This is a genomic window from Arthrobacter sp. NPDC056886, from assembly GCF_042788715.1.
Classification (GTDB): Bacteria; Actinomycetota; Actinomycetes; order Actinomycetales; family Micrococcaceae; genus Arthrobacter.
Genome location: NZ_JBHUBT010000008.1, coordinates 198442 through 223360, shown reverse-complemented (window position 1 = coordinate 223360; position 24919 = coordinate 198442). Strand labels below are relative to the sequence as shown.

At 64.9% G+C, this 24919-nt stretch carries 22 protein-coding genes and 2 pseudogenes; 11 read left to right on the top strand and 13 right to left on the bottom strand.

Features of this window, described 5'->3' with window-relative positions:
* Positions 1–34 precede the first annotated feature (34 nt).
* Positions 35–1441, top strand: a complete 1407-nt coding sequence (locus tag ACFRJ8_RS15480; RefSeq protein WP_377987038.1) for an FAD-binding oxidoreductase — start codon at positions 35–37, stop codon at positions 1439–1441.
* A 507-nt stretch (positions 1442–1948) separates the two neighbouring features.
* On the opposite strand, the gene ACFRJ8_RS15475 is transcribed toward ACFRJ8_RS15480, so the two are convergent.
* Together ACFRJ8_RS15475 and ACFRJ8_RS15470 are read right to left on the bottom strand one after the other, a co-directional pair.
* The gene (locus tag ACFRJ8_RS15475; RefSeq protein WP_377987037.1) at positions 1949–2287 is read right to left on the bottom strand and encodes a universal stress protein; all 339 of its coding nucleotides are present in this window, start codon (positions 2285–2287) and stop codon (positions 1949–1951) included.
* A gap of 129 nt (positions 2288–2416) precedes the next feature.
* Positions 2417–2542 (bottom strand): annotated as a pseudogene (locus tag ACFRJ8_RS15470) (IS110 family transposase); the annotation flags it as partial.
* Between the two features lie 46 nt (positions 2543–2588).
* Here ACFRJ8_RS15470 and ACFRJ8_RS15465 point away from each other — a divergent pair.
* The 5 genes from ACFRJ8_RS15465 to ACFRJ8_RS15445 all read left to right on the top strand — a co-directional run bounded on the left by ACFRJ8_RS15465 (position 2589) and on the right by ACFRJ8_RS15445 (position 8496).
* Positions 2589–3218, top strand: coding sequence for a TetR/AcrR family transcriptional regulator (locus ACFRJ8_RS15465; RefSeq protein ID WP_377987036.1), 630 nt, complete (start codon positions 2589–2591; stop codon positions 3216–3218).
* 97 nt (positions 3219–3315) lie between these two features.
* Complete coding sequence (locus ACFRJ8_RS15460) at positions 3316–3486, top strand: hypothetical protein (protein ID WP_377987035.1); 171 nt, start codon at positions 3316–3318, stop codon at positions 3484–3486.
* A 134-nt stretch (positions 3487–3620) separates the two neighbouring features.
* On the top strand, positions 3621–5117 hold the full coding sequence (locus ACFRJ8_RS15455) for an aldehyde dehydrogenase family protein (protein ID WP_377987034.1): 1497 nt from the start codon (positions 3621–3623) through the stop codon (positions 5115–5117).
* Positions 5118–6758 carry a GMC family oxidoreductase gene (locus tag ACFRJ8_RS15450; protein WP_377987033.1) on the top strand — a complete coding sequence of 547 codons (1641 nt, stop codon included), beginning with the start codon at positions 5118–5120 and terminating at the stop codon, positions 6756–6758.
* Positions 6759–6903: 145 nt separating this feature from the next.
* Positions 6904–8496 (top strand): APC family permease, encoded by a 1593-nt coding sequence (locus ACFRJ8_RS15445; RefSeq protein ID WP_377987032.1) that lies wholly within the window; start codon positions 6904–6906, stop codon positions 8494–8496.
* Here the strand turns inward: ACFRJ8_RS15445 and ACFRJ8_RS15440 are convergent.
* Positions 8493–8714: a hypothetical protein gene (locus ACFRJ8_RS15440; protein WP_377987031.1), complete on the bottom strand. Its 222-nt coding sequence runs from the start codon at positions 8712–8714 to the stop codon at positions 8493–8495. The two genes, ACFRJ8_RS15445 and ACFRJ8_RS15440, sit on opposite strands and share 4 nt — an antisense overlap.
* A gap of 81 nt (positions 8715–8795) precedes the next feature.
* Here ACFRJ8_RS15440 and ACFRJ8_RS15435 point away from each other — a divergent pair, with 81 nt between their 5' ends.
* On the top strand, positions 8796–9746 hold the full coding sequence (locus tag ACFRJ8_RS15435) for an alpha/beta fold hydrolase (RefSeq protein WP_377987030.1): 951 nt from the start codon (positions 8796–8798) through the stop codon (positions 9744–9746).
* 364 nt (positions 9747–10110) lie between these two features.
* Here ACFRJ8_RS15435 and ACFRJ8_RS15430 read toward each other — a convergent pair whose 3' ends face one another.
* On the bottom strand, positions 10111–10341 hold the full coding sequence (locus tag ACFRJ8_RS15430; protein ID WP_377987029.1) for a hypothetical protein: 231 nt from the start codon (positions 10339–10341) through the stop codon (positions 10111–10113).
* 275 nt (positions 10342–10616) lie between these two features.
* Here ACFRJ8_RS15430 and ACFRJ8_RS15425 point away from each other — a divergent pair, with 275 nt between their 5' ends.
* Both ACFRJ8_RS15425 and ACFRJ8_RS15420 read left to right on the top strand, forming a co-directional pair.
* Positions 10617–12227, top strand: a complete 1611-nt coding sequence (locus ACFRJ8_RS15425) for an alkaline phosphatase D family protein (protein ID WP_377987028.1) — start codon at positions 10617–10619, stop codon at positions 12225–12227.
* A 121-nt stretch (positions 12228–12348) separates the two neighbouring features.
* Positions 12349–12719: pseudogene (locus ACFRJ8_RS15420) on the top strand (integrase core domain-containing protein); the annotation flags it as partial.
* Positions 12720–12730: 11 nt separating this feature from the next.
* Here ACFRJ8_RS15420 and ACFRJ8_RS15415 read toward each other — a convergent pair.
* Complete coding sequence (locus ACFRJ8_RS15415; RefSeq protein ID WP_377987027.1) at positions 12731–12946, bottom strand: YegP family protein; 216 nt, start codon at positions 12944–12946, stop codon at positions 12731–12733.
* 448 nt (positions 12947–13394) lie between these two features.
* Between ACFRJ8_RS15415 and ACFRJ8_RS15410 the strand changes: the two genes are divergently transcribed.
* Entirely contained in the window at positions 13395–14387 is a 993-nt protein-coding gene (locus ACFRJ8_RS15410) for an EAL domain-containing protein (RefSeq protein WP_377987026.1), read from the top strand.
* Between the two features lie 374 nt (positions 14388–14761).
* On the opposite strand, the gene ACFRJ8_RS15405 is transcribed toward ACFRJ8_RS15410, so the two are convergent.
* The 4 genes from ACFRJ8_RS15405 to ACFRJ8_RS15390 form a co-directional block, all read right to left on the bottom strand.
* Entirely contained in the window at positions 14762–15793 is a 1032-nt protein-coding gene (locus ACFRJ8_RS15405) for an aldo/keto reductase (protein ID WP_377987025.1), read from the bottom strand.
* 8 nt (positions 15794–15801) lie between these two features.
* Entirely contained in the window at positions 15802–16674 is an 873-nt protein-coding gene (locus tag ACFRJ8_RS15400; RefSeq protein ID WP_377987024.1) for an NAD-dependent epimerase/dehydratase family protein, read from the bottom strand.
* Positions 16675–17637: 963 nt separating this feature from the next.
* Complete coding sequence (locus ACFRJ8_RS15395) at positions 17638–19008, bottom strand: fibronectin type III domain-containing protein (RefSeq protein ID WP_377987023.1); 1371 nt, start codon at positions 19006–19008, stop codon at positions 17638–17640.
* A 143-nt stretch (positions 19009–19151) separates the two neighbouring features.
* On the bottom strand, positions 19152–20387 hold the full coding sequence (locus tag ACFRJ8_RS15390; RefSeq protein WP_377987022.1) for a HupE/UreJ family protein: 1236 nt from the start codon (positions 20385–20387) through the stop codon (positions 19152–19154).
* A gap of 328 nt (positions 20388–20715) precedes the next feature.
* Between ACFRJ8_RS15390 and ACFRJ8_RS15385 the strand changes: the two genes are divergently transcribed.
* Positions 20716–21414: a BMP family ABC transporter substrate-binding protein gene (locus tag ACFRJ8_RS15385; protein WP_377987021.1), complete on the top strand. Its 699-nt coding sequence runs from the start codon at positions 20716–20718 to the stop codon at positions 21412–21414.
* 180 nt (positions 21415–21594) lie between these two features.
* Here ACFRJ8_RS15385 and ACFRJ8_RS15380 read toward each other — a convergent pair whose 3' ends face one another.
* From ACFRJ8_RS15380 to ACFRJ8_RS15365, 4 genes are all read right to left on the bottom strand, one after another.
* Entirely contained in the window at positions 21595–21990 is a 396-nt protein-coding gene (locus ACFRJ8_RS15380) for a hypothetical protein (RefSeq protein WP_377987020.1), read from the bottom strand.
* Between the two features lie 279 nt (positions 21991–22269).
* The gene (locus ACFRJ8_RS15375) at positions 22270–23115 is read right to left on the bottom strand and encodes an aldo/keto reductase (RefSeq protein ID WP_377987019.1); all 846 of its coding nucleotides are present in this window, start codon (positions 23113–23115) and stop codon (positions 22270–22272) included.
* A gap of 152 nt (positions 23116–23267) precedes the next feature.
* A complete protein-coding gene (mgrA, locus tag ACFRJ8_RS15370) occupies positions 23268–24314 on the bottom strand; it encodes an L-glyceraldehyde 3-phosphate reductase (protein WP_377987018.1) in 1047 nt (348 codons plus the stop codon).
* Between the two features lie 71 nt (positions 24315–24385).
* Complete coding sequence (locus ACFRJ8_RS15365; protein ID WP_377987017.1) at positions 24386–24667, bottom strand: hypothetical protein; 282 nt, start codon at positions 24665–24667, stop codon at positions 24386–24388.
* Positions 24668–24919: the final 252 nt, after the last annotated feature.

Below are 24919 nucleotides of genomic sequence, written 5' to 3'. Positions count from 1 at the left end.
CTAACAAACAAACAGCAATCAGGAGGAACGCATCGTGACAACGACGCAGACTGGGCCGACCCGCATCGGTGAGGCCACCATCGCCGAGTTCGCCGCGGGCCTGCGCGGCACGGTCGTCCGGCCAGGGGACGCGGACTACGACCGCGAACGCAGCATCTGGAACGGGGCCCACGACTGCCGCCCGACGCTTATCGCACGCTGTGCGGGTGTGGCAGATGTAATCCGCACGGTCGATCTCGCGCGCAGCGAGGGGTTGCCGTTGTCGGTTCGCGGCGGTGGCCATTCGATCCCCGGGTTTTCCACCGTCGACGACGGTATCGTGCTGGACCTTTCGCTGATGAAGGGGGTCCAGGTGGACCCTGCCCGCCGCCGCGTGGCGGCACAGGCAGGGTGTACGTGGAAGGACGTGGATGCAGAGACCCAGCAATTCGGGCTTGCGGTGACCGGCGGCCTGGTGTCCTCGACTGGCGTCGCCGGCTTCACCACCGGCGGCGGCATCGGCTGGCTCGTGCGCAAGCTCGGGCTGGCCAGCGACAACCTGGTCGGCGCCGACGTCGTGACCGCTGACGGGCAGTTTATTCATGCCAGTGCCGACGAGCACCCCGATTTGTTTTGGGGACTGCGCGGCGGCGGCGGCAATTTCGGTGTGGTGACGTCCTTCGACTATCAATTGCACGAAGTGGGGCCCATCGTCCTTTCCGGCCTGGTTTTCTACCCCGCAGAAGAGGCAGAGCAGGTGTTGCGCGGCTATCGGGCAGCCTGTGCGGCGGCCCCCGATGAGCTGACCACGCTGGTCAACATGACCACGGCGCCGCCGGTCCCGTTCCTGCCAGAATCAGTGCACGGCAAGCCGGTCATCGCTGTGGGAGGGTGCTGGTCCGGCGATCTCGATGCCGGCGAGGCCGCCACCGCGCCCTTCCGGTCATTGGGCACGGTCATCGCCGATGTGTTCGCGGCCAACCCGTACGCGGGGTGGCAGCAGGCGCTCGATCCGCTGTACCCGCGGGGCGTGCACAACTATTTCCGCTCGGCATTTCTGCGCGCCGCCGACGACGCGTCCGTGCGCGTGCTACTGAACTCGTTTGCAGCATCGCCCAATGCCATGACGGAAATTCACCTGCACCACCTAGGCGGCGCGGTAAGCCGGGTTCCTGCCGAAGCAACGGCCTTCGCACTCCGCGACCAAGAATTCATCGTCAATGTTATTGCGCGCACGCCGACGGCGGAAGGCTTCGCGGATGTCGTCGAATGGGCCCGAGGCGTGACGTCCGCGCTCGGTCCGGATGTGGCGGCCTACGTGAATTTCACGGGGGAAGCGAATACGACGCTCGTCCGGGCGTCGTACCCGGCGGATACATACCGGCGGCTCGTGGAACTGAAGAACGAATACGACCCCACCAATCTATTCCGGTTGAACCAGAACATCGCCCCTACGGTGTGACAGCACTGCCTGCGTGCGTTGAGGCAGAAAGATCCCCGGGTTTCCGGGGATCTTCCTGCGTGGGAAGCAGGCAAGGAGCGAGCCACAAAGCAGCAACCGCAGGAAACTCGCTCCGGACAAGCGTCAGGGGGACCCAACCAGGGTCAATGTACACACGTTAAAGCAAAAACCCCCTCTGACGAGGGGGAATGCTGTGCCCGAGGTGGGACTCGAACTGCATTCCCTCCCCTGCCAACACTGGGCGCCCGCGGAAACATGCGGAATCCAGCCCGATCCGGCACCAGTACGACCCGATCCGAAGCCCAAAGTGTGTACTTTGTACACACCCCCAAATTGGCCAGTTCAAAAGATTCCGACGAAGTCCCGCACTAGCGCCTTCGATCGGTTGTACAGCCAGCCGAAAGCGGAGACTACGTCAAGCTGGAGCGCAGTGATTTGTCTCGGGATGCGCTATCCGGTCAGCTTGGCGGTGCGTCCGGCGGTATGCCTAGGGTTCGTTCGTTTTGGCTACGTAAACGTCACAGGGCGCGTTGTGGGCGATGCTGTTTGCAATGCTGCCAAGTACCGGCCCAGGCCGCGCATCCGCATGTTGCCCACGACGATCATCCGGGCGTCGTATTGGTCGGCCTGCTTCATCAATGCATGGGCCGGCGAGCCGTGTACCGCGAAGTAGGCCACCTGCAGTTGCGGGGAGCTCAATTCGACGGCCAGATCCCGTGCGACCTTCTCGGCTGCGTCCCTTCCTGAAATGACCAGCTGATCGCTGCCGCTGCCCACCACGTCTGCCCGATCGTCATCGAAGGCCGTAACGGATCCTCGTCCGGTCCCCCGCCTACGCGCATTCATGCGCACAGGATCTTGACTTCCCACGCTAGACCTAATATTGACTTAGACCTAGTAGCTCAGGGCAACTCCTTTCCAACCCCGGAACCGGACATATCCGGCTCCTCCTAGACGACCGGTATCGTCACCTCAGTGATGGTTGCCGGTGATCCTGCCGGAGTCCCGCGGTGCCGGAGCCAGCCCGGCGAACCGGTCGGCGGTTTGGAAGATGGTGAGGTCGCCGCCGGTGGCGCCTAGGAACTCGGCTGCCAGGACGGGTGGTTAGCGAGATGCACTCATCCGGGTTTCGCCATAGTCTGGCCGGGTGGATACAAGCACCGTGAACTCCGACGAACAGATTGACAGGCAGTCGCGCATTCTCGAAGCGGCGCTGGAGCTGCTGTCCCGCCACGGCATCTCTGGCGTCAATATGCGCGCCGTGGCGCGAGAAGCCGGCGTCGCACTGGGGCTCGTGAACTACTACTACGAGGACAAGTCCAGCTTGATCCGTGCGGCCCTGCACCGAATCGACGAGCACGACCTTAGGCTCGTCGAGCCCGATCCGGCTTCGCCCCCGGACGAACAGCTCCGCAAGGCTCTCCGGCGCGTTGCGGACCCGGACCTCCTGACCACACGATACCTATCTCTGCGTCTCCACCTTTGGGCTCTCGCGCAGGCCCACGAAGACTTTGCACTGATTAACGCGGCGGCGTTCGAGCGATATCTCGATGGGCTCGCGACGCTGATAGGGAACGCCCGACCCGAGCTTTCCCGCGATGAGTGCAGGGAGCGAGCAGACGACATTGTCATAGTACAAAACGGCATGTGGCTAACCACGATTCTTGGCATAGACAGGGAATCCATCCAGCGAGGCATCGCCCGCACGGAGCAAATCGCCTTCGCCCTTTCGCGTCAAAACGAGCAAGGCCTGGGCACCGAGCCTCAAGAGTCCTGAAGCTGCTTGATCAGGCGGCAGCAGCACGTAACCGTCCTTGAACATTTGTTCAACCAAAGTATTGAACACTTGTTCAACCTGCTTTACTCTGAATGCCATGACCCAAATCACACCGGCCCAGTATCGGGTCCACCCGGCCCAGGGGGACCTCACTGACTGGTCAGGGTGGCGGGGGCAGCACTATCGGATCGAGGTGTTCCCGCTCGAGGGCAGCCACAACCTCATGGCTGATGCAGGGACGCCGACGTGCCGGACCACCACGAGGTGAACGTGGAGTTCCCTCACCAGCAGCGCGACGCCCGGCTGCAGCACGGTCGCCGGAAACGGCCCGCCCAAGGCGGACCGGGAGGCCGACTAGAAGACCGTCGACGAGCCCGTCGCCGCACTACTAAAGGAGACACCTTGACCGATACCGCATCCACCCTGTTCATCAACGGCGCGTGGGAGCCGGCCGCGTCCAGCGCGGTGCGCCAAATCCGCAACCCGGCCGACGGCGAACTGGTCGCCACGGTGTCCGAGGCCGGTCGGGAAGATGCCGAGCGCGCCATCGCTGCGGCCCGTGCGGCCTTCGACTCCGGTGTCTGGGCCTCGGTCCCGGCGTCTGAGCGCGGCGCCTTCCTGCTCAAGGTTGCCTCGGAACTGCGTGAGCGCCGCGAGAAATTCGCCCGCGCCGAATCGCTGGACACCGGGAAACGGATCACCGAGAGCCGGATTGACATGGACGACATCGCCGCCTGCTTCGAATATTTCGGAAGGCTCGCCGGGCAGCAGGCGGGCCGCGTGGTGGACGCGGGGAATCCCGCCGTCGTTAGCAAGATCGTCTACGAGCCGGTGGGCGTCTGCGGCTTGATCACGCCGTGGAACTATCCCCTTCTCCAGGCCGCGTGGAAGATCGCGCCCGCGCTGGCCGCCGGCTGCACCTTCGTGCTCAAGCCCTCCGAGCTGACCCCGTCCACTGCCATCCTGGCCATGCAGCTGCTGCAGGACCTGGGCCTGCCGGACGGCGTGGCCAACCTCGTGACCGGTCCCGGCGCGGAGGCGGGCGCACCGCTCTCGGAACACCCCGGCGTCGACCTCGTCTCTTTTACCGGCGGGTTGGAGACCGGCAAGCGCGTTGCCGCGGCGGCCGCCGGCACCGTGAAGAAGGTGGCGCTGGAGCTCGGCGGAAAGAACCCCAACGTAGTGTTTGCCGACGCGGACTTCGACGCCGCCGTCGATAATGCGCTGAACGGGGCGTTTGTTCACTCCGGGCAGGTCTGCTCCGCGGGGGCGCGGCTGGTGGTCGAGGAATCGATCGCCGAGCGCTTCGTCGACGAGCTGGTCCGCCGCGCGCAGGGCATCCGTCTCGGCGGCCCGTTCGACGAGGCTGCCGAAACCGGGCCGCTGATTTCCGCGGCCCACCGCGAGAAGGTCCACGCCTACGTCCAGCGCGGAGTTCAGGAGGGTGCGCGGCTGCGGTGCGGTGGCGTGGTGCCTGAAGGGGAGAGGTACGATGCCGGTTTCTATTACCAGCCAACCGTCCTGGACCGCGTACACAAGGGAATGTCCGTCGTCATGGACGAAGCCTTCGGCCCGGTGGTGACCGTCGAGACCTTCCGCACCGAGGACGAGGCCGTGGCGACCGCCAACGACACCGTCTACGGGCTGGCCGGCGCGGTCTGGACCCAGGACGCCGGCAAGGCGCAGCGCGTGGCCGGCCGGCTGCGGCACGGCACCGTCTGGATCAACGACTACCATCCCTACCTGCCCCAGGCCGAGTGGGGCGGCTTCGGCCAGTCCGGCGTCGGTCGCGAGCTCGGACCGACCGGCCTGGCCGAATATCAGGAAGCCAAGCACGTCTACCAGAACACCAGCCCACAGGTGACCGGCTGGTTCGTTGACCACGGCAAGGAGAACTAGATGCATATCGAGAACGTCGAGAGCCTCAACGACCGCGAGTTCGACTACATCGTCATCGGCGGCGGATCCGCCGGAGCTGCAGTCGCCGCCCGGCTGAGCGAGGGCCCGGCGGTGTCCGTGGCGCTGGTGGAGGCAGGTCCGGACGATCGCGGCGTGCCCGAGGTCCTGCAGCTTGACCGCTGGATGGAGCTGCTGGATTCCGGCTACGACTGGGACTACCCGATCGAACCGCAGGAGAACGGCAACTCCTTCATGCGCCATGCCCGTGCCAAGGTCATGGGTGGCTGCTCCAGCCACAACTCCTGCATCGCCTTCTGGGCCCCGCGCGAAGACCTGGACGAGTGGGAGTCTAAGTACGGCGCTACCGGCTGGAACGCTAAGACCGCCTGGCCGCTATACCAGCGGCTGGAGACCAACGAGGACGCCGGCCCGGACGCGCCGCACCACGGCAACTCAGGCCCCGTGCACCTGATGAACGTGCCCCCGGCGGACCCCACCGGCGTCGCACTCCTGGATGCCTGCGAACAGACCGGCATTCCGCGGGCGAAGTTCAACACCGGCACCACCGTGATCAACGGCGCCAACTTTTTCCAGATCAACCGCCGCGCGGACGGCACCCGTTCCTCCAGCTCGGTCTCCTACATCCACCCGGTAATCGAGCGTGAGAAGTTCACACTGCTGACCGGCCTGCGAGCCCGCCAACTGGTGTTCGACGCGGACAAGTGCTGCACCGGGGTCGACGTCGTGGACTCGGCGTTCGGCCGGACTCACCGGCTCTCTGCGCGTCGCGAGGTGGTCCTGTCCGCCGGCGCCATCGACTCGCCCAAGCTGCTCATGCTCTCCGGCATCGGCCCGGCCGCGCACCTTGCCGGGCACGGCATCGAGGTCCTGGTGGACTCCCCCGGCGTCGGCGAGCACTTGCAGGACCACCCCGAAGGCGTGGTGCAGTTCGAGGCCAAGCAGCCGATGGTACAGACTTCGACGCAGTGGTGGGAGATCGGCATCTTCACCCCCACCGAGAAGGGCCTGGACCGCCCGGACTTGATGATGCACTACGGCTCCGTCCCGTTCGACATGAACACCCTGCGGTACGGCTACCCGACCACGGAGAACGGCTTCAGCCTCACCCCGAACGTCACGCACGCCCGCTCCCGCGGCACCGTCCGGCTGCGCAGCCGGGACTTCCGCGACAAGCCCGCTGTCGATCCGCGGTACTTTACGGATCCGGAGGGCCACGACATGCGCGTCATGGTCGCCGGTATCCGCAAGGCCCGTGAAATCGCCGCACAGCCTGCCATGGCCGAATGGACCGGCCGCGAACTCTCGCCCGGCATCGAGGCGCAGACCGACGAGGAACTGCAGGACTACATCCGCAAGACGCACAACACCGTTTACCACCCCGTTGGCACCGTCCGCATGGGGCCAGCGGACGACGACATGTCACCGCTCGACCCCGAGCTAAGGGTCAAGGGCGTCACCGGCCTGCGCGTCGCCGACGCCTCTGTCATGCCTGAACAACTCACGGTCAACCCCAACATCACCGTCATGATGATCGGTGAGCGCTGCGCGGATCTCATCCGTGCCAGCCGAAGCGGGGAAACAACAACGGCGGAGCCGGAGCTCAGCGCGGCCCTAGCCTGACCGGCGGCGCGCCCAGTCAGCTAGGAAACAACAATGGGGGGAAATCGGCCGGGGGCCCACAAATTGGCGCCCGGCCGTTGATTTCACCTGCGTCCAATGGCGGCCGCGGGTCATCACCATCGTGCTTTTAGACATAGGAGCTCACATGCTAAAACCCAGCAAGGCAGGATCCGGCAAGAGCACAGACACCAGCGGAATGGACGAGTTCGGCTATGCCCAGACTCTGGACCGGAGCATCGGCAAGTTCGCCAGTTTCGCCGCCGGCGTCAGCTACATTTCCATTCTTACCGGTGTTTTTCAGTTGTTCTACTTTGGTTTCGCGATGGCAGGACCTGCCTACGCGTGGTCGTGGCCGCTCGTTTTCGCCGGGCAGTTGATGGTGGCGCTGTGCTTCGCCGAACTGGCCGGCCGCTACCCGGTGGCCGGCTCGGTGTACAACTGGGCCAAAAGGCTTTCCTCCGGCACCTTCGCCTGGCTGGCAGGCTGGCTGTTGCTGATTTCCTCGATCATGGCGCTGGGGGCGGTGGCCCTGGCCCTGCAACTTACGTTGCCGCAGATCTGGTCCGGGTTCCAGCTGGTCGGTGACGGGACAGGCCCGTACGATTTCGCGGTCAACGGCGTCCTGTTGGCCAGCATCATGATCGGCGTCTCCACCCTCATCAACGCCTTCGGCGTGAAGCTCATGACCAAGATCAACAGCATCGGCGTGTTCGTGGAGCTGGTTGCGGCGGTGCTGCTCATACTGGCCCTCGCCTGGCACGTGGTGCGGGGTCCCGAGGTTTTCTTCGACACCGCCGGTTTCGGGGAGGGCCACGACCTCGGCTTCTTCGGAGTGTTCCTTATCGGTGCCATGGCGTCCGGCTACGTCATGTACGGCTTCGATACCGCCAGCTCCCTCGGTGAGGAAACAAAGGACCCGAAGCGCACTGCACCCAGGGCCATCCTGCGGGCCATCACCGCATCCTTCGTCCTCGGCGGGCTGATCCTGCTCGGCGGACTCCTCGCCGCCCCTGACCTGGCCGACCCGAAGCTCGGCGCTGCTGACGGCGGCCTGCATTACATCGTCCTCTCCGTGCTGGGCGGCCCGTTCGGCAAGGCGTTCCTCGTGTGCATCGTGGTGGCCGTGATCGTCTGCACGCTCGCCGTGCACGCCGCTGCCATCCGGATGATGTTTGCCATGGCCCGGGACAACAACCTGCCCTACAGCCGCCAGCTCAGCAAGGTCCACCCGGGCCGGAAGACCCCCACTGTGGCGGCCATCGTCATCGGCATCATCGCGGTCATTCCGTTGATCGTCAACGTTGCCCAGCCTGCCATCTTCACCATCCTCTCCAGCATCAGCATTGTCCTGATCTACCTCTCCTACCTGCTGGTCACGGTGCCCATGCTGCGCAAGCGCCTGGTCAGGAAGTGGCCGCTGCCCGACGACGACACCGAGCCCGGGTTCAGCCTGGGCAAGTGGGGACTGCCGGTGAACATCCTCGCCGTTCTCTGGGGAGGCGCCATGACCCTGAACCTGATCTGGCCGCGGCCGGAGATCTACAACTCGGTGCCGCCGTTCGAGTGGTACCTGCAGTGGGGCGGAGTCCTCTTCGTCGGCGCCGTCGTGATCACAGGTGTCCTGATGTACCGGCTCAAGCTCAGGCACCAGACCGGCGTCCTCGCCGAGCACGCCGCGGCCGTCGCAGCACATCCGTCGTCGGGCCCCGCCCAAACCGTAACTGCGGCTGCCCCTTAGCGGTCTCGGGGCCAATAGGCTTTCAAATGGACGGCTCGCTCGCCCGGTCCATCGAACAATGCGCTGCTGCTGCTCTGAGGTACGACGACGTGAACGGCGTTGCGCTGGGCGGTGAAGTCAGCCGGTGTGATCGTCGCGATCCCGCCGTCGAGGTTCACCGACAGCGGCAGCTCGGTGATAAGCCGGACACGCCGGCTGGTCAGGTGGTATATCGGCAACGTATCCGGCTACGCGGAGGTTTTCTACGAGTCAACGTTCTGTCTTGAACTGAACAGTCCAAGAGGCGTTAAACTTGAGCCATGGCCGGTGCCTCCATCGCCCCGAACCGCTCTCCCAACCAGAACCACGTCCTCGGGCTGCCGCTGCTCGACCTCGCGGGCTTCACCCACCACTGGGTCGACGCGGAAGGAATCCGGCTTCACGCCGTTGAAGGCGGCCGGCCGGGCGACCCCACCGTCGTGCTGCTCGCCGGGTTCCCGCAGACCTGGTGGGCTTGGCACAAGGCGATGCCGCGCCTTGCCAAGCGCTTCCACGTGATCGCGATCGACCTGCCGGGACAGGGCCACTCCGACCGCCCCCAAGGGAGCTACGACACCCACACCCTCGCTTCGCGCGTCCAGGCCGCGCTGACCGCGCTCAACGCGCCGAAGTACTGGCTCGTCGCCCACGACATCGGGGCCTGCGTCGCCTTCTCGCTCGCCCTGAGGTACCAAGACCGCCTGCACGGCGTCGCCCTGCTCGACGCCGGCATTCCCGGAATCACCCTCCCGGACGCCATCCCAACGGATCCCGAACGGGCCTGGAAGACCTGGCACTTGGCATTCCACGTGGTGCAGGAACTGCCCGAGACGCTGATCACCGGCCGCGAGCGTGACTATGTGGACTGGTTCTTGAGGGTCAAGACACTGTCCCCGAGCACGTTCGACAGCGCCGATATCGACCACTACGCCGCCTCCATCGCAGCCGAGGGAGGGCTCCGAGCGTCTCTCGCCTACTTCCGCGACGCCGAGGAATCAGCGCGCAAAAACCATGACGCTCTCGCTTCCGGACGAGGGCACTTGACCCTCCCGGTCCTGGGAATCTCCAGCTCCCACGGCTCGATCCCCGATATGGCCGCCTCCATCAGCCCCTGGGCAGAGAACGTGACCGGCGTCGTCATCCCGGAGGCCGGGCACTTCATTCCCGACGAGCAGCCCGACGCAACCGTGGACGCAGTGACCGCGTTCATCGATCACGCGCATGCCCGGTAGAGCGTGTCAGGGAGTTGCCAACACCGGCTCCTCCGGACCATCGCCGAACCAGCAGCACCAAGCAGTCGCGGCCCGCGCGGCAAGAACACCGCCGACGAGCGCGACGCAGAAGTGGCTTCAGGCGGGCGTCCGCCAGTCACCGTGGACGCCGAATCCGGTACCTGGTGTCTTTGGTGAGGTTTCGCGCCACGAGCCCAGTTGATGAGACCGTCCACAACCGCTGATCTTCGATAACCGTTGGTCTTCGAGGCGGATTCCCCGGCAGGTGCGATCCCTCCCTATTGCCTCTGTCGTTCTCTCCGGAGTGGACGGATTGGGGGGCCACTACTGGCACCAGGGCAATGACCGCACTATGAGCGGATTCTTAGCGATATTCCGGGATCGCGATGTACTGGTTGATGTTCGTTGACTGGAAGGTCTCAAACGACAGCGTCTCTTGGCCGCCCTCGGGATTTCCCACCACGACGGTTTGGTCGGAGGAATTCACGCCCAGCAAGGCGTAGGAATGGTTGGATACCAACTTGCCGTTGGAGTTGGAGGTCCCCAGCGTTACGAGGCCCTTCGTGAAGTCCTGCTGCATTTGTGCAAAGCTCACCTCCGTCATGGGGCCGCCGGGGTTGCGGTCGACGCCCACCTGGCCGGTGATGGCATAAGGGCAGCGGGCGGAGGTTCCCTCCGGAGTCGAGCGTCGCGAAGGGTAAATCAGACTGCATCCTCCTGGATACCCGAAGGCCGGCGGTCTGGTCTGGTTGGGGCGGCATCTTAGTCCTAATCCGCCGCCGGTGACAGGTCCAATGAAACCCAGGCTCCCCACTAGAGTATTAACGCCCTCGCCACCGGCGGTTTACCTTCTCCGTCAACGATGAATCCATGACTCCCTTCACCCGCCGAACCATCCTCAAAGGTGCCATCGCCGCCGCCGGTGCCGCCGCCGTCCTTCCCGCAACCGCCCACGCGGCCCGGCCGTCCGGCGTCGCGCTGGTCCGCAACCGCCTGACGCTCCCATCCGGCATCTCAACTGGCGATGTCACCGCCGATTCCGGCGTTCTATGGTCCCGCGCGTCCGGCCCGGGCCGCCTGGTGGCCAGCCTGCTGGCTGTCGACGAGGGCGGGTCCCCGCTCCGCGGGGGCCGCGCCTTCCAACGGGTGCTGCGGGGGACCACCGCGAGCAAATCAACTGACTTCACCTCCAAGATCAACGCCCGCGGCCTTCCGTCCGGCACCCGGTTCGCGCTCAATATGCACTTCGAAGACGCCGAGGGCAACGCCGGCGAAACCGCACAGGGATCCTTCAGCACCGCACCGGGCATGGGCAAGCTCCGCAGCGGCCGCACGCCCGGCGGGCAGAGCTTTGTCTGGAGCGCCGACACCGCGGGCCAGGGCTGGGGGATCAACGAGGAGATCGGCGGCATGCGCGGCTACGCCGCCATGCACGCCACCCGCCCTGACTTCTTTATCAACTCCGGCGACACGATCTACGCCGACGGTCCCATCGCCGCACAGGTCACCGAGCCGGACGGGAGCATCTGGCGGAACCTGGTCACCGAAGAGGTGTCCAAGGTAGCGGAGACGCTCAACGAGTACCGCGGCCGGCACCGCTACAACATGATGGACAAGAATATCCGGGCCATGTACGCCGAGGTCCCGGTGATACCCCAATGGGACGACCATGAAACCCGCAACAACTGGTACCCGGGGCAGATCATCGACGACCCCCGCTACACCGAACGCCGGGTGGACGTGCTCGCCGCCCGCGGCCGCCAGGCGTGGCAGGAATACCAGCCGATCGCCCAGCTCAGCGACGGCAGCACCGGCTTCGAACCGGAACGCATCTACCGCAAGATCTCCCGGGGCCCGCAGCTGGACATCTTCTGCCTGGACATGCGCTCCTTCAAGGACCCCAACACGAACGGCAAGGAAACGAACCTGACCCACATCCTCGGCCAGGAGCAGGCTGACTGGTTGATAAAGGAGGTCAGCAAGTCCAAGGCCACCTGGAAGGTCATTTCCAACGACCTTCCGCTCGGACTGTTGGTGGGGGACGGGCCGGTGAACCAGGAGTCCGTGTCAAACGGCGACGCCGGCGCCCCCTTGGGCAAGGAGCTCGAGATCGCCCGGGTGCTGTCCGCCTTCAAAAAGAACCGTGTGAAGAATGCGGTATGGCTGACGGCCGACGTCCACTACTGCGCGGCACACCACTACTCGCCGGAGCGCGCTGCGTTCAACGACTTCGACCCCTTCTGGGAGTTCGTGGCCGGCCCCATCAACGCGGGCAGCTTCGGGCCAAGCAAACTGGATGGCACGTTCGGACCGGAAGTCGCCTTCTACAAGGCCGGCCGCTACTCCAACGATTCCCCGCGCACCGGAGAGAGCCAGTTCTTCGGACACGTGGACCTCGGCGAGGACGATGTCTTCTCCGTCAGCCTGCGCGACGCCAACGGCACGGTGGTCTGGAGCAAGGACCTGCAGCCGGAGCGTTAAGCGCGCAGATGCAACCGACGCACCTGTGACTAAACCCCGACGGCGGGTGGCCGGCAGCATTTGCCAGCCACCCGCCGTCGGGGTTTCCTGCTTTAGACGATTACGGCGTGGGCTGCCGCCGTTGGTAGTCGTCCCACGCAGGTCGTTCAAAGCCCCGGACGTCTTCGCGGAAATCGAGAACATCATCGCAGAAACCGCCGCCGCACGGGCCTACCTCAGTTGTGACAACGGGCCGGGATTCACGGCCGCGGCACTGATCGACTGGTATAACACCGTAGGCGTGGAGACCGCGTTCATCGAATCGTTCAACGCCCAGTTCAGAAGGGAACAATTCTCCGGAGAAATCATGGACACCATGGCCGAAACCAGGTATTTGGCGAGGAATGGAAGGCCATCTACAATCATGAACGGCCCGACGGATCCTTGGACGGCATGACGCCGAAACGTTACTGGGAAACTGGACGCAAGAAAAATCAACCAGCTATCGCATGAACGCTGGACTGCTAACGGGGGCCCAACCACGGCGTCTGCGGCTCGCCTGCAGACAGATCCCGGATCAGTCCCGTCCCTGCGTACTCCCGCACGTGTCGGATCCCGGACACCGCCGACGGCTTGTCGTCGAAGGCTTTCGAAACGGCCATGACCGTCCCGTCAGGAGCCTTTAGCCGGAACCGGTACCGTGAGTGCGCGTCGAGAAAAAGTTCAAATGGTCCAGCCATCGCGGGCCTCCCCCAAGTCAAGGACGACGGCATTTTCCCCGAGGCACGAGTTCCCGGACCTTGTGGTCGTCGTCGCGACGGGCGCCGCCCAATTGATGCGAATAACAAAATTGTCAATACATGACAACGCGCTTTGTCATTCAGTTGAATTATCTGTCATTTTGAGGTCTCCGGCAAACATGCGCGTCCCTTCCTGCCGCGTCGGCACCGTGGTACAGTCCCTTTCACGGCCTGCCGTCTCCGGGATCCCGGATGCTGGATTCCGGAAGAGGCGGGCCGGTTCCGGGCTCAGCCGGAACGTGGAACAAAGGAATAGCCCATGTGTATGGACCCATCGGCCTGGCCTACATTCTCCGAAAGCCAACATCCCGCGGACCCGGCACCCGGCGGCCCTTCCCGCAATGACACTTCGGGGGTACGCCGGCAAGCCTCGGCCATTATCGACACAGTGCTTTCAGACCCCGCGCCGGAGCAAAGCCGTGTCCGGGATCAGCTTCGCGAGCACCTTGCCGCCCACCCCGGGCACCCGGAAACAGCACTGAAGGAACACCTGATTTCCCTCAGGTCCCCGACCAGGCTCCCCACCGGCACCTCGAAGGTGCCACCCCCGGCCGCCGGGTCCGCCAGCCAGCCGCAAGCCGGAACCCCGGCAGCGGCGGAGCGCGCCTCGCGGATCGAGGCGGTGCTGAAAGGCAGGATGCTGCTGACCGCTTTTCAGCCGATCTACGATCTCTCCACCGGCTCCGCCGTTGGCGTCGAAGCGTTCACACGGTTCGTCACCGACGGGAGCGACAGCGCGGGCTACTGGTTCGCGGAAGCCGCCGAAGCACGGCTCGGGAGCGAGCTCGAATTCGCGGCGCTGGAGTCCGCCCTCGCCGCCGCGCAGCACCTCCCGCCACACCTGTACGTGGCGCTGAAACTGTCCCCGGCCACCTGCTTGGACCCTCTGCTGCCGGGATTGCTTGGGGAGTCCATGCTGGCCCCTGCCCGCATGGTCCTTGAACTCACCGAAGCTCTGACCGCGGAACAGGCCGCCGCCCTAGTCGCCGCGCTTGCACCCCTGCGACAGCGTGGAGTCCGGCTCGCGATCGACCACGCCGGCTCGTACTTCGACTCGATCCGCCACATCAGGCAGCTCCAACCCGACATCATCAAAATAGACCGCAGCATCATCGCCGGAATCGATACGGACACCCTCCGCCATGCCTTCGGCGAGACCATGGTCGGCTTCGCCGAGCAGCTCAGAGCAGCGCTCATCGCCGCAGGGATCGAGACCAATGACGAACTGGCAGCTGTCGCCGTTCTCGGCGTGTCAGCTGTGCAAGGCTACTTCCTCGGCCGGCCCACCACCCGCCCCCAGGACTGGGCCCACTGGAATCTCCCGGCTCCTTCAATGACGGGATCGGACGGTTCTCCCCCGATATCGTCGATTTGGTTTTGACACGGTCAAACAGCAGGGCCTCACCACGCATATTGCGGGGAAGGCTACGCCCCTCCCAGATCAGCCTGGGCGCCCCGATCCCGAAGTAGTCCACACCGGTTGCCTCAGCGAGCGCACCTTCGTCGACGAGATTCCGGATGGTCTGGGCGTCTGAAAGCCGCGTCCCAGAGCTGTCGGTGTGGACGTCATCAAAGGTATCGAGAGGAGAGCGGGTCGTGGTGGTGCTGCCATCGGCCGCGGCCATGACGGTGTCTTTTGGCCGGTCGACCACCTCGATGGGTTGCCCTGTTCGTCTGCCCCTTCGTCATAACGGGGGGGCCTCATGCTAGTGGCGCCGGCCTAAGGGCCGGTTCCGCCTCTCATGGGGCCTTGGGTTACCTGCCGCCTTCAATCTTCCGGCCGCGCTGTTCATGTGCCATGGGGCCATAGGGATACACCCCGACGCGCGAATGGCTGGCCTGGGTCAGGCGCTCTGATTCCTCGGGAAGCAGCTCGAGGTCCGCAGCGGCAAGGTTGTCTTCCAGCTGCTCGATGTTCCGGGCGCCGAGGATCACAGACGTCACCGCGGGCCGGTCCGCCAGCCAGGCCAGGGCCACCTGCGAGGCGCTCACACCATGGTCAGCAGCAGTCTTTTCCACCGTTCCGATGATGTCCCAGGTGCGAGGGTCGTCGTTGCGGGCCTGCCACGCTTCCATGCCTCGGTTGGGATTCTCGCCGAGCCGGGTCGCACCGGCGGGCGGCTGGTCGCGCTTGTACTTGCCGGAGAGCCACCCGCCACCCAGCGGCGACCATGGCAAAAGCCCGATTCCTGCGTCGAGCGAGGCCGGGACGATTTCCGACTCGATCTCGCGGACCAACAGGCTGTATTGCGGCTGCAGGGTTACGGGGGCGCTCCAGCAGTGGGCTTTCGCCACGTGGACGGCTTTGGTCAGCTGCCAGCCCAGGAAGTTGGAGAAGCCGTAGTAGGCGATCTTGCCGCTGCTGACGGCGTCGTGCAGGAACCGGAGCGTCTCCTCCAGCGGTGTGATGGGGTCCCACGCATGCATTTGGTATAGGTCAATCTGCTCCACACCAAGACGGCGGAGGGAATCATCCAAAGCCCGGGTCAGGTGCCGGCGGGACGTGCCAACGTCGTTGGGGGCCTCGCCCATGGGGAAGCGCCCCTTGGTGGCCAGGACCACGCGGTCCCTATCTTCGGGCCGCCGCGCGAGCCAGCGTCCGATGATTTCCTCCGATACGCCGGCGCTGTAAACATCAGCGGTGTCGATGAAGTTGCCGCCCGCGGCAACATAGTTATCCAGGATGGCGTGGGACGTTTCCTCGGTGGCCTCGGCCCCAAACGTCATGGTTCCCAGCGCGTAGTTCGAAACCACGGCGCCGCTGTTGCCCAGTGTGCGGTACTGCATGATGCTCCTCAGTTCTCGGTGGGGGTGGTCTTGTTGGAGAGGTAGGCGCGCCAGCTGTGTTCGGGTTCGAAGCCCAGCAGCCGCCTTGCTTTGTCGATGGAGAGCATGGTCTCGTGCTCGCCCAGGTCCTTGACAAGCTTGACGTCGGGAAACACCTCGGCGGCCAGGCTGGCACTAGAACGGCTCATGACCGTATCCGAGTTCGCGATGATGAACGCCTCGAACCCGGGCTTGCCGTTCTCCAGCGCGCGGGCGACGGCCTGCGCTCCGTCCCGCCCGTCGATATACCCCCACAGGTTCCACTTGCGCAGCCTGACATCGGAGTCGAATGACGGGAACCGTTCATAATCCTCGGCGTCCATGACGTTGGAGAACCGCAGACCCGTGATGCTCAGCTCCGGGTCCCAGCGGGTCAGCTCCACCGCCATCTGCTCCTCCAGGTGCTTCACCAGCGAATAGGTGCTTTCCGGCCGGGCCGCGTATTCCTCATCCACCGGGATGTACGGAGGGTCGACGTCGAACGGCAGTCCCAGCACCGTCTCGCTGGAGGCGTACACCACGTTCTTTATGCCGGCTCGGCGGGCCGCCTGGAACACGTTGTAGGTGGAGAGCATGTTGTTCTCGAACGTGGCGGCGTCAGGGACGATGCCCGGTGCGGGAATGGCGCCCAGGTGCACGATGGCGTCGAAGCCGCTGTGCCGGTCATCCAGCCCCAAAAGCACATCCAGCACCTGTCCGTAATTGCGCAAGTCTACGATGGCCAGCCCTGGACTCCTCTCCCCCGCACGGTCCAGGTTCAGCACCTCGTGCCCCTCCCCGACGAGCCTGCGGACCACATGCCGCCCCAGCTTTCCGCTTCCACCTGTCACTGCAATTCTCATGATTATTCCCTTTGCTTTATCCATCAAACTCGACATCCCGCGGCCAGGGCCGCGGCGGCCTCCCTATCGGTCTCGGTACAGCCCGAGGGGGCGCCGAACTGCCCGCGCGGCCTGATGCAGGACGCTGGCCTGCCAGCCCCGCAAGTCGCTCAGCCTTCTGCGTGTGCCTCCAGCGCGTCGTTCCGCTACGACCGGTGCATGCGGCCAGGTACTACGGCCCTCGTGATGTGTCGATGAGCGTGTAGGTTTCGCTGATTTCTAGGGCGTCCTAGGCACCTGCGCTGGCAGAGTGGCGCGGGAACCGGTTTCCTGAGGCGTACCTCATTGACGATACGCACGTCGCGCGGCATGGTCAGCAAGTTTTCCTGGCCCTGCTTTTCCTAGGACGCGGAGTCCTACCTTTCCCTGTAGTTGGGATATCCGACGGGGATTAGCGGGAGGAAATCCGTGTGCCAAGTATTTCTGGCCCGGAGTGACGCTTGAAAACGGGCTCCCCGGCACGTTCGCGCCGTTCGAGAGGAGCCGGGCGGTCGCGGAGAAGACGCCCATGGCGGCAATGCTGAGGAATACGAGTGCAGCCACAGGGTTGACCGGCAGGAGGAACGCGGCGCCGGTCGGCCCGGTGGCGGCTATGAGCATGCTGATGCTGGCATGGGCCGCGCGTTCGCCGGTCCTGTCGGACCGGTTGCTCCAGTAGAAGACGAAGAGGGCTGCGGCTGCGTAGGGAATGACGCCGATGAAGCCGAGGCAACGACCCGGTCAACGCCTTGCCGTCGACCAGTGGTGATGGCCGGGGCCGGCGTTCCTCCATCCGAAGGGAGAGTTCGGAAGGGGAACGAAAAAACCGGCCGGGGTGAATGCCGCGAGGGCATCCACCCCGACCGGTTTTTGGCCGGATCAACTCAGCGTAGTGAGGTAAGCGTGGACGAGGACACCGTCACCAGCTGTGCGTGCTCAGTGTAATCAGCCCTTGGCGTTGCCCCGCGCCTTGTCGAGCAGGGTGACCTGATCAACGATGCTGTTCACAGGCTTGTCGGTGCCGTTGGCCTCGCTGCGAAGCGTTTTGACGGTGATCGCCTTGCCGGTGACCTCGACAGCAGTGTAGTTGCGCACATACTCCTGGTTGGAGACAGACAGCCACGGGAAGCCCTGCGGCTGCAGGTTGTAGTACTTCGAGCCGGACGCCGAGTTCGATGTCACGTACAGCACGCCACCCGGGCCTGCCGCGACGGTGTCGGCGCCGGCCTCCTCGGCAGGGTTGGCCTTTTCGCCTTTGTTGAGGAGGTAGCTGCGCGCGTAGCTGTGGTCGTGCCCCTGGAGCACGAGGTCGATGCCGAGCTCCGAAATGGCCGTCGGCAGGTTATTCCTGCGGTCGGCTACGTCAGCGTCCGTGGCGTGCGGGCCGGGCGAGTAGATCGAGTGGTGGAAGGCGAGCATCTGCCACTTGGTCTTGTCCCCGTGCTCGGCGACGACCTTTCGCATCCAGTCGATGTGCGAGGCGAAGTCGCGGCTGTTCGAGTTGATGTCCATGAACAGGACGTCCTTGTGGATGAACCAATAGTCGCCGCCAGAGCCCGTACCCGTGTTGGGGCCAGCCGTGCGGTCCGTGTTCGGCGTGTTGAAGTGCTGCTCGTACGCCTTTGAGCCGACGTCGTGGTTGCCATTGGTCGCCACGAACGGGATCTCGCGGAGCGCGTCGGGCGAGAGGAACGACGCATACTGGGTCTCGTCTGTTGCCTTCTCCACCTGGTCGCCGGCCGAGAAGAGCAGTTCGGCGTCTGGGTACGTCGCGGTGGCGACATCGAGTGTGTCGGCCCAGCCCGCGGTGTCGCTCGCCAGGTTGCCGGACGAACCGAGCTGCGGATCGCCGAAGAACAAGAAGTCGAAGTCACCATTGAATTTCTGCGTGCGGAACGAGTAACTGGCGGACCAGCCACCCTCCTCGCTACCGACGCGGTAGACGTAGGTGGTGTTCTGCTTAAGTCCCTCGAATGTCGCGAAGCGGTTGAACTCGCCGCTCGTAGTGGGGCCGCCCGTGGCCGGGACGGTGACGGCCGACGTCGGGAAGGCTCCGTTGACGACGTCGGACGCCCGGGCGAACTGCGCCACCTGGGCGGTGTCGACCGAGGAATACCAGGCGATGTTGCGGTGCGCCTGGTCGGAGCCGACGCCGAGCACGATGTCGGAGTAGGTGGAGGTGGCCGCGGCGGCGCTGACCGCCGCGATGGACCCGCCGCTGAGTACTACAGCGAGGGCGATAAGCGGCGCCGCAATGCGCGCGGACGCACGGCGGCGCACTGGCGCGGAGACCAGAGTCGCTTCATTAATCAACATGTGTCTTTTCCTCATTTTTCATGTGAGTTACCTGAGAGCGCGGATGCGCTGTTCCAACATGAACCGGGTTGGTGAACGGGGACTGAATGGCGACAGAACGGGGGGGTGAGGAGGGTAGGCATGTCAGTCCTAGGACTGGGAGGTCACCCCAGGCCGAGGCCGCGTTCTACGAACCAGATCAGGCCCATGGCGGTCACGCCAGCGGCCACGACGGCGCCCGTCCAGAGGCCGACGCGCGGGGCCCGACTGCCCAGCAGGGCCAGCAGCGGGAAGGCAACGGCGATGATGCCCAGCTGCACCACCTCGATGCCGCCATTGAAGACAATCAGCGACCACAGCAGCACCCAAGACCAGGCCTCGTCGATCCCCAGCGCCCCGGCGAAGCCGAGGCCATGAACGAGGCCGAAGAAGAACACGACAGCGAGCCGCGTCCAGTCGGTTCGGTCCAGGCTGAGGCGGCCCCCTCGCCCGGGCTGGAGCGCGGTGGCATTCGCCGGACGGCGCCACAGCCGCCATAGGTACCCGGCGGCGACAACTGCGATCGACAACGCGATGAGCGGCTCCACGACAGCCGACGGCACCGCGACCAGGCCAAGCGCGGCGAGAAGGAACGTCACCGAGTGCGCCACCGTGAAGGTCGTCGCCGCGAGCACGACGTCACGCAGACGCCGCGAGCCGACGATGAGGGCCAGGAGGAACAGGAGGTGGTCGAGGCCGCCAAGTAGATGCTCGGCTCCCAGCAGGAAAAACTCTCCGAACCGCTCAGTCCAGCTCTTCCCGGTGGAGAACGACGGGTGCGCCGCATCGAGCGCGGCGCTGCCGGACCGGCCGTCGAGGTCGTACGTTGCGATTGTCTTGGTGTCGCTCACGTAGTTTTCCGCGTCCGGGAACAGAGCGCTCCGCAATTCGTGTGCCACGCCGTCCTCAGCGGCGGACACCGCGGAACAGGAGTGGTCAAGGACCAACAGTGCATACGGGACGCCGTCGCGTTCGTGCACGCTAAGACCGCCCACCTGCGATGGCACGCAGGGCTCGCCGTCGGCCGTGACGGTGAAGCGTTCGGTGACGTACTTCTTGACCGTGTCCGCGTGGGCGTCGAGGGCGTCCTGCTCGTCCCCTGTCTCGAACAGGTCCATCCCGACCGCGTAGAAGTCCGGGTCGTTCTCGGTGTCCGCGGCGGAGGCGACGAGCAGGTCGTACTCGAGGTCGATCTCCGTACGCACCCGGTCGTGGGCGGGCGCGGTGACTTTTACGTAGACGGTCGACGCGAATCCGTGAGCCTCGGCGGGGGTGACCTGCAGTACGGCGCTCACGGCTGCGGTGGCCACGAGGGTCCCGGCGATGGCGGCGAATGGAAGGCGGGGGCGATGCTGTTTCATGGGGCTCCTAAGGGGTGAGCCCCGCACATTTCCCCAGTTTGGTGAACGATACTCGTCCACCAAGCGAACTTCGGGAGAATGCTACGCCGGGAGCGTACGGGCCCCGGGAGCTCCGCAATGGGGCGGAGAAACGGACGAATCAGACGTGAGTTGACCATGACGCCAGCGCCAAGGCTGGGTGGCGCGAACGACCGTTTCCTTGTTGTTTACCTTTCCGACATCCGCCGTCCGCGCGCCTCTGTAATTCTATAGTTTCGGCGGCGCGGAAACTGGGGACAGACACGTCGAGCCGCCCGCGATCCAACGACTCCTCCGAAGGTGAGTTCCTTTGACCGACCACAAAATCCGCCTGGCTGGAGCCAAGACGTTACGCCCCCGGCCTCGCCCGGTCGCAAAGGTCGTGGCGATGGCCGCGGCCGTCGCGCTCCTGGCCGGATGCACGAGTGTCAGCGTCGCTCCGTCGGCCGTTCAGCCCCTGGGCGCGGGGTTCCTCGGCGACATCGCGTCGCCCTCGCCCGAGGCGACCGTCAGTCCCGAGGACGGGTCTTGGGACGGCGTCGTGCCGCCCGACGGGTATCGTGTGGTGCTCATCTCCGCGGGCAACGACGACGCGACGAAGACACTCGTCGCCGCCGTGGACGGATGGGCTCAGCGCGAAGACGTCGAGCTGCATGCCCTTACCGCAACGGACGACGACGAAGTCGAAGCACGCATCAACGAGGCCGTCGCGATGCACGCTGATCTCGTGGTCGGGGCGGGTACCGGCGTGATCGACGTGTTCTCGCTGCTCACCGCCCAGCACCTAGCCCAGCAGTTCCTCGTTGTCGGTGCCCAGCTTCCCGAGCCCACCGAAAACGTCACTTCCGTCGTCTGGTCCGGCGCGACGTTCCGCGGCACCGGGCTCGGCGCTGCCGGGGAGCAGGACACGGCATCCGTCACCCCGGAACTGGCGCGCGACGCCGTCACCGCAGGCGTCGCGAGCGTGCTGCACGGTCTGACCGGGATAGTGCTCGAGCTCGGAGCCTGAGCTCAGTGCAATTCAGCACCGCTCAGAGTCGCGCTTGAACGCGGCAAGGATCCACTACGTGCAGGCCATGACCCGCGCCCAGTGAGCAGGGTCCTTCGACTTCATTCCGTACATCAGGGTCCGTACCGTCATGTCCTGGCGGACTCCAGTCACATAGAGAAGCACGCCGAGTCTCACCGTTTAGAGCATCAATAGAATGAATCCGGCGAGGGTGCAGACGACCCCAACCACGGTCAGGATCCAACCAATGGTCATGATGCTGTCATCGTGCCGGTGGGGGCTGAGCCGCCACCGGGCCGGGTGGCACGCGTCGTAATGGAGTACGACCTCGCTGCCTGGCTCCAGCCCGTTCGTTTCGTCGGCGGTGTGCAGGGAAAGGTGGAGTTTGTTGTCAATGTCGGACCAGCGGAAACCCTTGTAACCGCCAGCTTCGAAGACCTCAGCGGTAGTGCTGGTCCACGGGCAGCGGCGTTTGGCGATCACCCGGCCGGCGACGAGCAGCGGAATGCCGGGGACGAACCCCACCCACGTCATCACTTGCAGGATGGGGCCAAGAACATCTGCGGGTCCGGGCATGATTTGATCTTATCCGCCGGTCCGCGCCGCTGACTTGCATGATCGAGGAAGTGCCCGGGCAAATGAACTCTCAGGGGGTGTCATCACCCTCGAAAGCATTCGGTAGGCCCGTCGACCGCCCAGGGTTGGCGAGCGCGCGGCCCCTCGGGCTCAGGGCCGATAGCGAATTTTGTCCAAAACCGAAAGGTCATTGCCCCACGAACTTGCCAGGTGCGAGGACCCGCGATGCTGCAGCAAGTCGCTTCGCGGGTCCCCGCACCCTGGCACCGCAGCCGGCTCTTAGAACTGCGTAAAGGCGGCTGTGGCCGGGTCCGCCCCGATCCGTGCGCCCTCTTCCAGTTCGTTGACGGCCGTCAGTTCCGAGGCGGTCAAAATAATCGCAGCGGCCTCGAAGTTTTCCCGCATGCGGTCAGCCGAGGAGGTTTTCGGGATGGCGATGTTGCCGGTGCTAAGGTGCCACGCGAGCACGATCTGGGCGGGCGTGACCGCGTGCTTGGCGGCAAGGGACCTCACGGCGCCGGAGTCCAGATCCGCCCCCTGGCCCAGGGGGCTGTATGCCTCGACGGCGATGCCCCGGGACCGGCTCGTGGCGACGAGGTCCCGCTGCTGGAAGGTGGGGTGGATTTCGATCTGGTTGACCGCCGGAATGATGTCTGACGACGCGCGGAGGGTGTCCAGGTGTGGTTCCAGGAAGTTGGACACCCCGATAGCACGTGTCAGACCGTCGCCGTACAGGTTTTCCATGGCCTTCCAGGCTCCGGTGAAGAGCCCCTGCGACGGGACAGGCCAGTGAATCAGATAGAGATCCACGTAATCCAGGTTCAAAGCGGTTCGGCTGTCCTGAAAGGCCTCGTAGACCAGCCCCTGCTCGCCGTTCCGGAGCTTGGTGGTGACGAAGATTTCCTCTCGAGGAATCCCCGACGCGGCGATCGCGGCGCCCACGCCGGCTTCGTTCCGGTAAGCGGCCGCGGTGTCGATGTGGCGGTAGCCGGCTTCCAGGGCGTCCTCAACAATGCGCTGGGTGTCCTCTTCGGGGACCTGGAACACGCCGAAGCCGAGTTGCGGGATCTGGACGCCGTTGTTCAGGGTGACCGTGGGGATGGTTGTTTCTTGTGTCTGGGACATCATCAGTTCTTTCGTAGGTGGGGGCGGCATCGGTATCCGGGCGCCGCCGGTGCCAGGGTAACCAGTGTGGGTGCGGCAGGGCCCATCCTTGATGCGACCGGGTTGTTGCACGCCGCTGTTGGTGAGTTAGTGCTCTGGAAGAATGCGGGGGTCTAGGCCTGGAGCGCTCCAGCCCATAGGTTGATGTCGGATTCGATGGCGAATTCGTCTATTTCCTGGAGGTCTTCGCTGGTGAATTCCGGGCCCGAGACTGCCGCGAGGTTGTCTTCAAGTTGCCGGACGCTGCTGGCTCCGATCAGGGCTGAGGTGACGGGTGTCCCCTTCTCCTGCGGGCGCAGGACCCATGCGATGGCCATTTGGGCCAGGGTCTGCCCGCGCTCGGCGGCGATCTCGTTCAGGCCGCGGATTCGCGCCAGGTTCTCCCGGGAGAGGTGCGTGTTTGCCAGCGACTTGCCCGCCGCTGCCCGGGAGTCTTCCGGGACACCGTCCAGATAGCGTGTGGTCAGCAGTCCCTGAGCCAGCGGTGAGAAGGCGATGGACCCCGCCCCGACTTGTTCGAGGGCCTGGAACAGGTTGGGGTCACCGTGTTCGGTCCACCGGTTGAGCATGGAATAGGAGGGCTGGTGAATGAGCAGCGGTGTGCCCAGATCGGCGAGGATTTCCGCGGCTTGGATGGTTTTTTCGGGTGAGTAGGAGGAGATGCCGGCGTACAGTGCCCGGCCCGAGCGGACCGCGGTGTCGAGGGCGCCCATGGTTTCCTCCAGTGGCGTGTTCGGGTCCGGGCGGTGGCTGTAGAAGATATCGACGTGGTCCAGGCCCATGCGTTCCAGTGACTGGTCCAGGCTGGCCAACAGGTATTTCCGGGATCCCCACTCCCCGTACGGTCCGGGCCACATGCGGTATCCGGCTTTGGTGGAGATGACGAGTTCGTCACGGTGCGCTTTGAAATCATCCGCCAGGTGCCGGCCGAAATTCGTTTCCGCGCTGCCGCTCGGCGGACCGTAGTTGTTGGCCAGATCGAAGTGCGTGACGCCAAGGTCGAAAGCACGGCGAAGGATGGCCCTTTGCGTTTCGAAGGCCTTGTCATCACCGAAGTTGTGCCAGAGGCCGAGCGAAACGGCCGGAAGTTTCAGTCCGCTGCGCCCGACCCTGCGGTAAGGCATGGAATCGTAGCGGTCATGCGCTGGGGTATAGCTCATATGTTCGGTTTCCTTTGGTTGTTGCCCCAATTTCCGGGGTTTGGATACTCGCACTGTGGATGTGAGCGACCTTAGATCTTTTCCTCAATGAGGGTGAGGCCGATCCCTTCCTGGGCCTGCACGATACGGCGCCCGCCTCCCCCATCGAGCCAGATCCACGCGGTATTCCCATCTGCTGCCACCAGGTCCACCCAGCCCCTGGCAATTACGCAGCCCCGGCTCACGAGGCCGACGTAACTGCCCACCAAGAGCTGGACCAACAGTGACGAGCCGAGGACTTCGATCCCCCCAACCAACGGGATCTGAGCCTCCGGCTGAACGGCGTTAGCGGGGTTCAGGACATCCTCAGTCACCGGCTGCCTGGCCCGGTGTCACTTTGCCGGTCCTCGGCAAGGATGGGAGCCGCGCTCAAATATCCCGGACCGGTCACAGCCCGCGGGTCAGGCTCAATAGCCCATGCGGCTTGGTGCAGGGCACCCGCCAGCCACCCCTTCAGCGGAGCGAGACGTCTGCGTGCGTACGTGGCGCTTCGGCTTGGCTGCCTCGGGGGTGGTGGCGCAACAACAGGCGCGTCCGGTAATGCACTGCGGGCCTCGTGGTTCATT

Coding starts and splice junctions, on each gene's coding strand:
- ACFRJ8_RS15425 (WP_377987028.1), top strand. CDS start 10,617: ATGACTCCCTTCACCCGCCGAACCATCCTCAAAGGTGCCATCGCCGCC.
- ACFRJ8_RS15450 (WP_377987033.1), top strand. CDS start 5,118: ATGCATATCGAGAACGTCGAGAGCCTCAACGACCGCGAGTTCGACTAC.
- ACFRJ8_RS15375 (WP_377987019.1), bottom strand. CDS start 23,115: ATGTCCCAGACACAAGAAACAACCATCCCCACGGTCACCCTGAACAAC.
- ACFRJ8_RS15405 (WP_377987025.1), bottom strand. CDS start 15,793: ATGCAGTACCGCACACTGGGCAACAGCGGCGCCGTGGTTTCGAACTAC.
- ACFRJ8_RS15380 (WP_377987020.1), bottom strand. CDS start 21,990: ATGCCCGGACCCGCAGATGTTCTTGGCCCCATCCTGCAAGTGATGACG.
- ACFRJ8_RS15460 (WP_377987035.1), top strand. CDS start 3,316: ATGACCCAAATCACACCGGCCCAGTATCGGGTCCACCCGGCCCAGGGG.
- ACFRJ8_RS15475 (WP_377987037.1), bottom strand. CDS start 2,287: ATGAATGCGCGTAGGCGGGGGACCGGACGAGGATCCGTTACGGCCTTC.
- ACFRJ8_RS15415 (WP_377987027.1), bottom strand. CDS start 12,946: ATGGCTGGACCATTTGAACTTTTTCTCGACGCGCACTCACGGTACCGG.
- ACFRJ8_RS15435 (WP_377987030.1), top strand. CDS start 8,796: ATGGCCGGTGCCTCCATCGCCCCGAACCGCTCTCCCAACCAGAACCAC.
- ACFRJ8_RS15395 (WP_377987023.1), bottom strand. CDS start 19,008: ATGTTGATTAATGAAGCGACTCTGGTCTCCGCGCCAGTGCGCCGCCGT.
- ACFRJ8_RS15390 (WP_377987022.1), bottom strand. CDS start 20,387: ATGAAACAGCATCGCCCCCGCCTTCCATTCGCCGCCATCGCCGGGACC.
- ACFRJ8_RS15400 (WP_377987024.1), bottom strand. CDS start 16,674: ATGAGAATTGCAGTGACAGGTGGAAGCGGAAAGCTGGGGCGGCATGTG.
- ACFRJ8_RS15445 (WP_377987032.1), top strand. CDS start 6,904: ATGCTAAAACCCAGCAAGGCAGGATCCGGCAAGAGCACAGACACCAGC.
- mgrA (WP_377987018.1), bottom strand. CDS start 24,314: ATGAGCTATACCCCAGCGCATGACCGCTACGATTCCATGCCTTACCGC.